This window comes from Rhodoferax ferrireducens T118 (genome assembly GCF_000013605.1).
In the GTDB taxonomy this organism is placed as follows: domain Bacteria; phylum Pseudomonadota; class Gammaproteobacteria; order Burkholderiales; family Burkholderiaceae_C; genus Rhodoferax; species Rhodoferax ferrireducens.
This window is the reverse complement of sequence record NC_007908.1, coordinates 2,138,750-2,150,339: the sequence shown is the minus strand read 5'-3', so window position 1 is coordinate 2,150,339 and position 11,590 is coordinate 2,138,750. Positions and strand designations below refer to the sequence as shown.

Genomic DNA, 11,590 nt, shown 5'->3' with positions numbered 1-11,590 from the left:
GTCTTCTATTGGAAATCTATTGATTGCCGACACGGCGCACCACCTGCTGCGCGGCAGCACGCGACTCGGCGTCCAGCGCCAGCAGATCCTCCAGCGACTGCGGGCTGGCTGGGACAACCGATTCAAGTGTTTCCAGATTAACCCCATGAATCTGGTCAAACCGTATTTGGCCGTCAAGAAACGCAGCGACCGCCACTTCATTGGCGGCGTTCAACACGGCAGTCGAACCGGAAGGCGCCCGCAACACTGCCCACGCCAGCTGCAAACCCGGAAAACGTTGTTCATGGCCGTTCGAGTCCAGCGACTCGAACGTCAGGTCAGCCATCGCCCGAAAATCCAGCGCACCAGCACCCGAGACCATGCGATCCGGCCAGCACAGGCCATAGGCAATCGGCACTTTCATGTCGGGCGTGCCGAGCTGGGCCAGGACGGAATTGTCTTTGTACTGCACCATTGAATGAATGACGCTCTGCGGGTGAATCACCACCTCAATCTGCTCCGGATTGACACCGAACAGGAATCTGGCCTCAATGACTTCCAGCGCCTTGTTCATCATGGTGGCAGAGTCGACCGATATCTTGCGTCCCATGACCCAATTGGGGTGGGCGCAGGCCTGGTCCGGCGTCACGTCCCGCAGCGTTTGGGGCTCGCGCTGTCTGAACGGCCCACCTGAGGCGGTGAGAATAATTTTGTCGATCTGGCTCGACCAGACGGCAGCATCGTCGGGTAATGACTGAAAAATGGCCGAATGCTCGCTGTCAATCGGCAGCAGCTTGGCGCCCCCTTTGGCCACCGCCTGCATGAAATAGGCACCACCCACCACCAAAGCTTCCTTGTTGGCCAGCAACAAACGTTTGCCCGCCTGGGCTGCCGCCAAACAGGAGGCCAATCCGGCCGCCCCCACGATCGCCGCCATAACCGCGTCCACCAGTTCATGCGAGGCAATCATGGCAAGAGCCGATGCGCCCCAAAGAACCCGTGTCGTCAAATGAAGTTCGCGGCATTGGCGCTCCAGCGCGCGTCCATGGGGCTCACTGACCATAACGGCAAACACGGGTTTGAACCGCACGCACTGTTCCAGCATCAATTGAGTCTGAGTCGCAGCGCTCAGGGCGAAGACCTCGAACCGATCGGGATGGCGCGCAATCACATCGAGCGTGCTGACCCCAATGGATCCCGTCGAGCCCAAAATAGCAACCCGCTGCTTGGGCAAGTTTTTCACATCATTCATTGGCACCGTCACACAGAGTAAAGCATCATGGCCAGCGGCAAGGTAGGCAACAAGGCGTCCACCCGGTCCAATACACCGCCATGACCTGGCAGCAAGCCGCTGCTGTCCTTGACGCCCGCACTGCGTTTCACCAGCGACTCAAACAAGTCACCCACAACGCTCATCGCCGCCATGAAAATGGCGGCAATCAGCAGCAACCAGCCACCTTGTCGACCCACGTGGGTATAAAAACTGGGTACGGTGCTGGCCCATGCGGCATCCAACCAACGCCAGGCAAAGGCCAGCGCAATGACACCTACCATGCCGCCCCATACACCTTCCCAGCTTTTGCCGGGGCTGATGCTGGGCGCCAGTTTGCTTCGGCTAAAACGCCCGCCGAAGGTGCGGCCCGCAAAATAGGCACCAATGTCCGCCACCCACACCAGCACCAGGATGGAGAGCAAAAAATTAATGCCAATCACCCTCGCCTGCGCCACTGCCAGCCAGGCCAGGCACAGCGCCAGCAGACCCGCCAACAGCCGCAGCGCCCGCGGATGGGCCGACCAGGCCGACACACCACGGTGCAACACCCAGGCGCCAGCCAGCACCCAAACAGCACCAGCAGTCATCCAGAGCCCGCCCAGCGATCGCTCCAGCCAGCCTGACCACCAAGCCGCAGCACACAGCAGCCCGCAGACCAGCCCAGCGCCAAGCGAGGCCGACTGGGAATAGCCGTTCAGGCGAGCCCACTCCCACCCACCGGCAACAATCAGCAACAGGGCGATGGCACAAAATGGCTCAGGCGAGCGATAGAACATCGCTGGCAGCAAGATAAGCAGCATGACCAGGGCGGTGATAACACGCTGCTTCAACATCTATTGGTTCTCAAGCCAAACCACGCACAACAGTCGGCATGACAAGCTGATCTGCATGGCGATGGGGGAGGAAACACCTGAGGCAAGCTTGGTGCAAATCAGACCGCCATGATGTCTTGCTCTTTGGCAGCCACCAGTTGGTCGATCACGATGACGTGCCGGTCAGTCACTTTCTGAATGTCGGTCTCGCAGCGTTTTTGCTCATCTTCCGAGGCCAGCTTGTCCTTGACGGCTTTTCTGATCGCTTCATTGGCATCACGGCGCAAATTGCGTATCGCGATCTTGGCGCCTTCGCCTTCACCGCGAACCACTTTGGAGAGCTCCTTGCGTCGCTCCTCCGACATGGCTGGCATCGGGACGCGGATCAAGTCACCCATGGACGACGGGTTGAGTCCCAGATCGCTGTCGCGAATGGCTTTTTCGATCTTGGCGCCCATCCCCTTTTCCCAGGGTTGCACACTGATGGTTCGGGCATCCAGCAAGGACACATTGGCCACCTGGCTGATCGGCAGCATGGCACCGTAATAGTCAACGTGCACGGTGTCCAGCAACGCAGGGTTGGCGCGACCGGTCCGAATCTTGGTCAGGTTGTGTTTAAACGCTTCGATGGATTGGTCCATCTTGCCTTCAACCGTGTTTTTTATCTCGGCAATCGTCATGTTTATTCCTCACTCGACTGTTCAAAGGACACTGTTCAAAAAAATGCGATTTTGACACGGTCAGGCATAAACCAGCGTGCCCTCATCTTGGCCCATCACCACACGCTTGAGGGCACCATGTTTCAATATGGAGAACACTTTGATGGGTAGTTTTTGATCGCGGCACAAGGCAAACGCAGTGGCATCCATGATGCCCAGGTTTTGCGTCATCGCGTCATCAAATGAAATTTTGCTGTAACGAGTAGCCTGCGGGTCTTTCTTGGGATCGGCGGTGTAAACACCATCGACCTTGGTCGCCTTCAGCACCACCTCGGCGCCGATTTCAGCGCCACGCAAAGCGGCAGCGGTGTCGGTGGTGAAAAACGGGTTGCCGGTACCGGCCGCAAAAATCACCACTTTGCCTTCTTCAAGGTATTGCAGCGCCTTGGGTCGAACATAGGGCTCCACCACCTGTTCAATCGCAATGGCCGACATGACGCGTGCGGTCAGCCCCGCCTTGTTCATGGTGTCACCCAGGGCAAGGGCATTCATGACGGTGGCCAACATGCCCATGTAATCGGCAGTCGCCCGATCCATCCCGACCGAGCCACCCGCCACACCCCGAAAAATATTGCCACCGCCAATGACGACCGCCACCTCCACGCCCAAACGTGTCACCTCAGCGATCTCGTCGACCATGCGCACGATAGTGTCATGGTTAATACCGAACTGGTCATCGCCCATCAAGGCCTCGCCTGACAGCTTGAGCAAAATACGCTTATGGGCTGGTTTGGCGACGGACATGATGAACTCCTGATGTGATGACGGTTGAGCGGGGTAAATCCAAATTCAGATCTATGGTTTCGATCTGAACCCGGATTGAAATACCTGGTTTTCGCAGGGGCAAGGGCAATCAGCTGGCCTGTTTGGCAGCCGCCATCTGGGCCGCCACTTCAGCGGCAAAGTCCTCGACTTTCTTCTCGATGCCTTCACCCACCACGTACAGCGTAAACGCCTTCACCGTCGTACCCGTGGCCTTGAGCATCTGCTCAACCGTCTGCTTGTCATTCTTCACAAATGACTGGTTAAACAGCGATACTTCCTTGAGGTATTTTTGTACGCCGCCTTCAATGCGCTTGGCGACGATCTCGGCCGACTGAACCGGCTTGCCAGCAGCCGTCGCCACGGAAGCATCTTCAGCTGCCTTGGCGGCTGCCACGGAACGCTCCCTGGCCACCAGTTCGGCCGGGACATCGTCGCTGGACAAAGCCACCGGCTTCATGGCAGCGACGTGCATCGCCACGTCCTTGGCGGCAGTGGCGTCACCGTCAAACTCAACCACGACGCCAATGCGGGTGCCGTGCAAATAAGAGGCCAGCTTGGCACCTGACGCAAAACGTTTGAAGCGGCGAAAGCTCATGTTCTCGCCGATCTTGCCGATCAGGCCCTTGCGCACATCTTCAAGCGTCGGCCCAAAACCATCCTGGGTGTAAGGCAAGGCAGCCAGCGCCGCCAGGTCAGCGGGATTGTTCTGCGCAATCAGCTTGACCGCCGCATTGGCCAATGCCAAAAAGCTGTCGTTCTTGGTGACAAAGTCGGTTTCGCAGTTGACTTCGAGCAAAGCGCCGACGTCAGCCTCCATGTAGCTGGTGATCACGCCTTCGGCGGTAATGCGTCCAGCAGCCTTGCCGGCTTTGCTGCCAAGCTTGACGCGCAGCAACTCTTCCGCCTTGACCATGTCACCTTGCGCCTCGGTCAAGGCGCGCTTGCATTCCATCATGGGAGCATCCGTCTTGCCACGCAGTTCAGCCACCATGCTTGCGGTAATTGCAGCCATTTTTTTCTCCGTCATCAGTTCAAATATTTAAATGGGGACTCAAAAAAGGGGCCCAGAAGCCCCCTTTTTTTTAGGGCAGCAGACAGCTCAGGCTGCTGTTTCATTCACTTCAACAAATTCGTCAGAGCTCTCAGCGACGACGGCCTTGACCACATCGTCCACCGCATTGGAACGACCTTCAATGATCGCATCGGCAATGCCGCGAGCATACAAAATAACCGCCTTGGATGAGTCATCATTGCCAGGAATGATGTAATCAATTCCTTCAGGCGAGTGATTGGTGTCGACCACGGCAATCAGGGGAATGCCGAGCTTTTTGGCTTCGGCAATCGCAATTTTGTGGAAACCGACGTCAATCACGAAAATCGCATCCGGCAGCACCGTCATATCCTGAATGCCGCCAATGTCGCGTTCGAGCTTGGCCAGCTCACGGGCGAACATGAGCTGCTCTTTCTTGCTCAAGCTGTCCAGACCCGCTTCTTGCTGGATCTTCATGTCTTTGAGGCGTTTGATGGAGGTCTTGACCGTCTTGAAGTTGGTCAACATGCCGCCGAGCCAACGCTGGTCAACATAAGGCACGCCGGCACGCTGGGCTTCCAGGGCGACGGTCTCACGTGCCTGGCGTTTGGTACCCACCATCAGCACGGTGCCGCGCCGGGCGGAAACCTGGCTCGCAAACTTGGCGGCCTCCTGGAACATCGGCAACGATTTTTCCAGGTTGATGATGTGAATCTTGTTGCGATGGCCGAAGATGAACGGGGCCATTTTGGGGTTCCAGAAGCGGGTTTGGTGGCCAAAATGGACACCGGCTTCCAGCATTTCGCGCATGGTAATTGCCATAATTAATTCCAAAGGTTAGGTCTAAAATCCAGTTCGTTTTTGCCACTTTTCGATGGCGCTACTGATGCGCCGGTAAAAAGTTGCAACACCTTGATGAAACTGGTTTGCTGTTTTGCTCACCAAATAGCCACTTGGGCCACCCAGCAAAGCCTGACAATTATAGCCTGCGATTCCATGCTTTCAGACCTCCACACCACCCGGCAGCGCTTGCGCACTGGCCAAACCCAGGCAACAAGCGAAATTGAGCGGGCCATTCAGGCCGCGCAATCACCTGCCTGCCAGCATGCCTTCGTGCAGACCACATTTGACGAGGCCCGCGCCATCGCCAACACCCCGGGCATCCAGACCAAGCCGCTGGCGGGCCTGGCCGTTTCCATCAAGGACCTGTTTGATGTGGCCGGACAAACCACCTGCGCCGGCTCGGTGGTCCTCAAGGACAACCCGCCCGCCGAGCAAGACAGCCCGGCCGTTGCGCGTTTGCGCCGCGCTGGCGCCGCCTTCATGGGGCGCACCCATATGGTGGAATTTGCATTCTCGGGCGTCGGCACCAATCCACACTTTGGTACACCGGTCAACCCGTGCAGCACCGATGTGCCACGCATTCCCGGTGGCTCCTCGTCGGGCGCTGGCGTATCAGTCGCTACCGGCGCCGCCTTCATCGGTCTGGGAAGCGACACCGGCGGCTCCATCCGCATCCCGGCCGCTCTGAACGGCATTGTTGGCTTTAAAAGCACCGCCCGCCTGGTGCCGACCCAAGGTGCTCTGCCACTGTCCACCACACTTGACACGGTCTGCGCCATGACCCGCAGCGTGCGTGACGCGATGCTGGCGCACGAGCTGCTGGCCCAGCGCCAGGTGACGCGCAGCTCCGCGCCACTGGCCGCCTACCGCCTGGCCGTTGCCCGCACCCTGATGCAGGACGAGCTGGACGACACCGTTTCACGCGCCTGGCAGCGCACCCTGGCCACCCTGCGCCGGGCCGGAGCCCAGGTTGAAGAAGTCAACCTGACCGAGATCGGCCAGCTGCAGTCGATTCAGGCCGCTGGCAGCTTGGCGGCGGCCGAGAGTTACGTTTGGCATCGCCAGTTACTTGAGCGCAACGCCGCTGCTTACGACCCACGCGTGGCAAGCCGCATCCAGCGCGGCGCCAGCATGAGTGCCTATGACTACATCACGCTGCTGCGCGAGCGGCAACGCTGGATCAGCCAGATGGCATCGGCCCTGCAGGGCTTTGACGCGGTGTTGTCGCCCACCGTCCCGATCGTGGCACCACCCATGGCGGAGCTGGCACCAGGCCTCGCGCGCGACGCTGCTTTCTTGCGCGTCAACGCCCTGCTGCTGCGCAACCCCAGCGTGGTCAACATGCTCGATGGCTGCGCGCTGTCGCTGCCGTGCCAGACCGCCGATGAGTTACCCGTGGGTTTGATGGTCTGGGCCGGTGCGTTGCGCGACGACACCGTGCTCAATATCGCGCTGCAGATCGAGCGAATACTACAAAAATAATAGCACATTGTGCATAATACACGGTGGCTAGAGGCCATTTCATCAGTTAGTTTAAGACAGAGTTCCGCTTCGCTACGGTCTGTCCCGCAAGGTTTGCAAGAATAAAGGGATTCATGAAGATTGCAGTTATTGGCGCCGGCATCATCGGCGTCACCACGGCCTATGAGCTGAGCCGTGATGGGCACGATGTCACCGTGCTGGAACGCTGTGGTGCCGCAGCCGAAGAAGCCAGTTTTGCCAATGCCGGCATCGTGGCACCCGGCATGCCGAACCGGGAAGTGAGCCCTATTTTCAGCCGCCCTACCCCCATCAGACTGAGCTGGCCAATTTCGGCTCACGAGCTGGCCTGGTTCTGGAAGTGGCGCCGCGCCCGTCGGCTTGACCGCCATCGGGCCAGTCAGGCTCAGAGGCAGAGCCTGGCCAGCTACAGCCGTGAACGTTTGCACCACATCACGGCGGATTTAAAACTGGACTACGAACGCAGCGAGGGTCTCCTGATGTTGCTGCGCTCCGAGCAGGACAGCAAAATGGTACAGCCTGGTCTGCAGCTGATGCGTGAAGCGGGCCGGGATTTCAAGGAACTGAGCGCACCCGACGTCCGCAAGCTGGAGCCGGCCTTGAGTCCGGACACGCCATTTTTTGGTGCCATTCAACTCATCGATGCGGAGGTCGCCAACTGCCGCCAGTTTGCCCTGCTGCTCAAAAACGAGTCGCAACGCTGTGGCGTCAAATTTGAGTTCAACACCGAAGTCACACACATCAGCAGCGCCGGCGGCGTCACGCTCACGGTCGCCGGCGAAACCGGCGCCCGCCCCTTTGACGCCGCTGTGATCTGCGCGGGGACCGATTCGGCGCGCTTGCTCGGCCCGCTGGGCATCAGGCTGGCGCTGGCCGCCGTCCATGGCTACTCCATCAGCGCGCCTATTCGCGAGCCGCTCAACGCGCCGCGCAGTGGCGTCATCGATCGGCGCCACCAAGTGGCTATCACCCGCCTGGGCAACCGGGTGCGCGTGTCAGGCCTGGCCGAACTGGGCGGCGTACCTGGAAGAAACCGGGCCGACGCCCTGCAAACCCTCTACCGGGTGTTGCATGACTGGTTCCCGGGCGCCGCCAAACTGTCAAGCGGCGTGCAGGAGTGGAAAGGTGCACGCCCGATGTTGCCCGACGGGGCGCCGGTTGTGGGCGCCAGCGGTGTGCCGGGCCTGTGGCTGAACCTGGGGCATGGGGCCAGTGGCTGGGCCTTGAGTTGCGGCTCAGCCCGTGTTTTGGCCGACCTGATGGCGGGCAGACCACCTGACCTCGACGTCAACGCATTCGGCATCGAACGGCTGGGGCGCTAAAACAAGACATTCATCAGGGCCTGCTACATTGTCAGCCTAACCGGTTCACAGAAAATTCCCGCATGAGCCCTGAACTCTCTTTAAAACTCGCCGCCGCCGTGGACGGCATGCCTGCGTTTCCCAAAAGCGTGCAAAAGATCCTGGAACTCACGCGCGACGTCAACTGCTCGCCCAAGGATCTGGTGCAAGTCATTGACAAGGATCCGGTGGTCACGGTCAAGGTGCTGCGCGTGGTCAACTCGGCTTACTACAGCCTGCCCAAGCAGATCACCTCCATCAACCATGCGGTGGTTTACTTGGGCTTTAACACCATCAAAAACCTGGCCTTGAGCATCGCCGCCATCGGCATGCTGCCGGCCAGCAATGCGGCCGGTTTTGACGGCGCGCAGTACCTGATTCACTCGCTGTCCACGGCGGCCATCGCCAAGCAGCTGGCCTTGCGTCTGGATGATGCCGACCCGATGGACTGTTTTATTGCCGGCCTGCTGCACGATTTTGGCAAGGTGGTGTTCGCGCAGTTCATGCCGACCGAATTTCGCAAGGCCCTGGAAACCAGCCAATGGAACGAGAGCTCACTGCACCTGGCGCTGCGAGACGTGATCGGTGCTGATCACGCGGTCGTCGGTGCGATGCTGGTCGAAAAATGGCGTTTCCCGGCCGACCTGGTGGAAACCATTCGCTACCAGTACGGCCCGGAAATCAAAGACACACCGATGATCGCCTGTGTCTTTGCCGCCAACCAGATCAGCAAGAAGCTCGAATTCGGCTTTGCCGGCAACCCCTACATCGAACAACTGCCACCCGCTATTGCGCAGCGGCTGGGTGGCACCTTGGACGAACTGATTGTCTCTTTGGGCGACCTGGCACCCCTGCTGGAAGAAGCCAAAATATTTTCAAAAGTTTGAGGTCACTGCATGAAAATCAGATTTTGGGGCGTGCGCGGCTCCATTGCTTCACCCGGCCCGAGCACCGTGCGTTATGGCGGCAACACCACCTGCATCGAGATTCGCACCGACAACAACGAGCTGATCATCCTGGACGCCGGCACCGGCATTTTTCCGCTGTCGCAGACGCTGCTGGCCGAGCTGCCGGTGACTGCCAACGTGTTCATCAGCCACTCGCACTGGGACCACATTCAGGGCCTGCCGTTTTTCATCCCCAACTTCATTCCCGGCAACACCTTGCGCCTGCATGGTGCGTTTGACCCGGTGTCGGGCAAGGGCGTGGAGCAGGTGATGGCGGTGCAACTGCAGTACAGCTATTTCCCGGTGCGCGAGGCCGAGATGAAGGCGCGCATGGAATACGTCACGCTCAAGCCCGAGCAGAGCCTGCAGATTGGCTCCGCCACGGTCACACCTTTTCTCATGAATCACCCCGTGATTGACTTCGGCTACCGCATTGAAGCCAACGGCAAGTCGGTGTTCTTTACCGGAGACCATGAGCCGCCGCTCAACATCTACGAACCCGGCGACGAGAGCTACGACGAGTACCAGGGTTTCATTGATGAAAAAGCCCACAGCATCCTGCGCGCCATGCACGGCGTCGACGTGCTGATTGCCGACAGTTCCTACACTGAAGCGGAATACCCGGCCAAAAAAGGCTGGGGCCACGGCACCTTCAACTCCAGCATGGCGTACGCCAAGGCGGCTGGCGCCAAGATGCTGTTTTGCACGCACCATGAACCGACCCGCAGCGACGATGCACTCGAAGCCGCTTTCCGCCAAGTGCTGCTTGACAACCCGCCGCTCCCCGGTGGCCCCGAGGTTCGACTCGCGCGCGAGGGCGAAACCTACGAGTTTTAGAACCGATGCAAAAAATAGACTTCCGAACCCGCCACGCCTTGTTCAACGTGGCGGCCACACGCGCCATGGAGCAGGCGGCACAGGCCGCCCTGCCCGCTCACACCCTGATGGCGCGCGCCGGGCTGGCCGTGGCGCAACTGGCGCTCGCCCTGGCGCCGCACGCCCGGCGCATCTGGATCGCCTGCGGGCCCGGCAACAACGGCGGCGACGGGCTGGAGGCCGCCATGCACTTGCAGCGCTGGGGCAAGCAGCCGGTGCTCACCTGGCTCGGCAGCGCAGACACGGCGCCAGCAGATGCCGCGGCTTCTTACCAGCGTGCGCTGCAGGCCGGCGTCACCTTCTCGCAGACGCCGCCCGACGCGTTTGATTTGTGCATTGATGCCTTGCTGGGCATCGGCAGCCAGGTACGCGAGCCCGACGGTCGCATGGCCGACTGGATCAGGTTGATCAACGCCAGCAAGCAGGCGGTGCTGGCGGTGGACTTGCCCACCGGCCTGCACGCCGACACCGGCGCCGTGACGCAACTGAGCGTCAAGGCCACGCACACCTTGAGCCTGCTCACACTCAAACCCGGCTTGTTCACCGCGCATGGGCGCGACGCCGCTGGCAGCGTCTGGCTGGCTGACCTCGGCGTGGATCAACTCACCGCCCTGGCGCAACAACCGCTTGCACCAACGGCCTGGCTGGCAGGCGCGCCGCCGGCGGCCGAGCGCCCGCATGCCTCGCACAAAGGCAGCTACGGCGATATCGCCGTGGTGGGCGGCGCACCCGGCATGACCGGTGCCGCCCTGCTGGCAGCGTCGGCCGCGCTGCACGCGGGCGCCGGGCGGGTTTTTGTCGGCTTGCTCGACGGTGGCACGCTGAGCGTGGATACCAGCCAACCCGAGCTGATGTTCCGACCGGTCGAGGCACTTGAGCTGTCCGCCATGACGGTTGTTTGCGGCTGTGGTGGCGGGGACGCCATTTGTGCGCAGCTGCCCAGGATTTTATCGGCTGCAGCCGCCGTCGTTATTGATGCAGATGCTATAAATGTAATAGCAAATGACACCAAGCTTCAAACCTTGCTGACCGAGCGCAGCCAGCGTGGTGCCGCCACCGTGCTGACACCGCACCCACTGGAAGCCGCGCGCCTGCTGGGCACCAGCGCCGCACAGGTCCAGGCGGATCGCCTAGCCGCTTGCGGGCAACTGGCCGAGCGCTATCACTGCACCGTGGTGCTCAAAGGTTCGGGCACGCTGATGGCTGCCCCCGGCCAGACCTCCGTCATCAATCCCACCGGCAACGCCCGCCTGGCCACCGCAGGTACGGGCGATGTATTGGCGGGGCTGATTGGCGCGCGCCTGGCGGGCGGCCTGGACGCTTTTGAGGCCGCTTGCCAGGCGGTCTACCAGCACGGTCTGGCGGCCGATCGGTGGCCCCCCGGGCGCGCCTTGACGGCTGGAGCCTTGTCTCGTCTACTATTACATTAATAGCTACTAATGCAATAAATACAAGGGCTGGAGGCCAGTTTCATATCAATCAGGGAGTAGACAGCAGCCAGCGGCA

General features: G+C 60.4%; 11 protein-coding genes. 5 read left to right on the top strand and 6 right to left on the bottom strand.

Going from position 1 to position 11,590, the window contains the following annotated elements:
- Window positions 1-16 precede the first annotated feature (16 nt).
- From ispC to rpsB, 6 genes are all read right to left on the bottom strand, one after another.
- Complete coding sequence (gene ispC, locus RFER_RS10080) at window positions 17-1,231, bottom strand: 1-deoxy-D-xylulose-5-phosphate reductoisomerase (RefSeq protein WP_011464287.1); 1,215 nt, start codon at window positions 1,229-1,231, stop codon at window positions 17-19.
- A gap of 8 nt (window positions 1,232-1,239) precedes the next feature.
- The gene (locus tag RFER_RS10075; RefSeq protein WP_011464286.1) at window positions 1,240-2,085 is read right to left on the bottom strand and encodes a phosphatidate cytidylyltransferase; all 846 of its coding nucleotides are present in this window, start codon (window positions 2,083-2,085) and stop codon (window positions 1,240-1,242) included.
- A gap of 98 nt (window positions 2,086-2,183) precedes the next feature.
- Window positions 2,184-2,744 carry a ribosome recycling factor gene (gene frr / locus RFER_RS10070; RefSeq protein ID WP_011464285.1) on the bottom strand — a complete coding sequence of 187 codons (561 nt, stop codon included), beginning with the start codon at window positions 2,742-2,744 and terminating at the stop codon, window positions 2,184-2,186.
- Between the two features lie 60 nt (window positions 2,745-2,804).
- Window positions 2,805-3,527 (bottom strand): UMP kinase, encoded by a 723-nt coding sequence (gene pyrH, locus RFER_RS10065; protein ID WP_011464284.1) that lies wholly within the window; start codon window positions 3,525-3,527, stop codon window positions 2,805-2,807.
- A 109-nt stretch (window positions 3,528-3,636) separates the two neighbouring features.
- On the bottom strand, window positions 3,637-4,560 hold the full coding sequence (gene tsf / locus RFER_RS10060) for a translation elongation factor Ts (RefSeq protein ID WP_011464283.1): 924 nt from the start codon (window positions 4,558-4,560) through the stop codon (window positions 3,637-3,639).
- A gap of 87 nt (window positions 4,561-4,647) precedes the next feature.
- Window positions 4,648-5,400, bottom strand: a complete 753-nt coding sequence (rpsB, locus tag RFER_RS10055) for a 30S ribosomal protein S2 (protein WP_011464282.1) — start codon at window positions 5,398-5,400, stop codon at window positions 4,648-4,650.
- Between the two features lie 174 nt (window positions 5,401-5,574).
- Between rpsB and RFER_RS10050 the strand changes: the two genes are divergently transcribed.
- The 5 genes from RFER_RS10050 (at window position 5,575) to RFER_RS10030 (ending at window position 11,514) form a co-directional block, all read left to right on the top strand.
- Window positions 5,575-6,903 carry an amidase gene (locus RFER_RS10050; protein ID WP_041790522.1) on the top strand — a complete coding sequence of 443 codons (1,329 nt, stop codon included), beginning with the start codon at window positions 5,575-5,577 and terminating at the stop codon, window positions 6,901-6,903.
- Between the two features lie 113 nt (window positions 6,904-7,016).
- A complete protein-coding gene (locus RFER_RS10045) occupies window positions 7,017-8,243 on the top strand; it encodes an FAD-dependent oxidoreductase (RefSeq protein ID WP_011464280.1) in 1,227 nt (408 codons plus the stop codon).
- A gap of 62 nt (window positions 8,244-8,305) precedes the next feature.
- Window positions 8,306-9,148 carry an HDOD domain-containing protein gene (locus RFER_RS10040; protein WP_011464279.1) on the top strand — a complete coding sequence of 281 codons (843 nt, stop codon included), beginning with the start codon at window positions 8,306-8,308 and terminating at the stop codon, window positions 9,146-9,148.
- A gap of 9 nt (window positions 9,149-9,157) precedes the next feature.
- Entirely contained in the window at window positions 9,158-10,045 is an 888-nt protein-coding gene (locus RFER_RS10035; protein ID WP_011464278.1) for an MBL fold metallo-hydrolase, read from the top strand.
- A gap of 5 nt (window positions 10,046-10,050) precedes the next feature.
- Window positions 10,051-11,514 carry a bifunctional ADP-dependent NAD(P)H-hydrate dehydratase/NAD(P)H-hydrate epimerase gene (locus tag RFER_RS10030; RefSeq protein WP_011464277.1) on the top strand — a complete coding sequence of 488 codons (1,464 nt, stop codon included), beginning with the start codon at window positions 10,051-10,053 and terminating at the stop codon, window positions 11,512-11,514.
- Window positions 11,515-11,590: the final 76 nt, after the last annotated feature.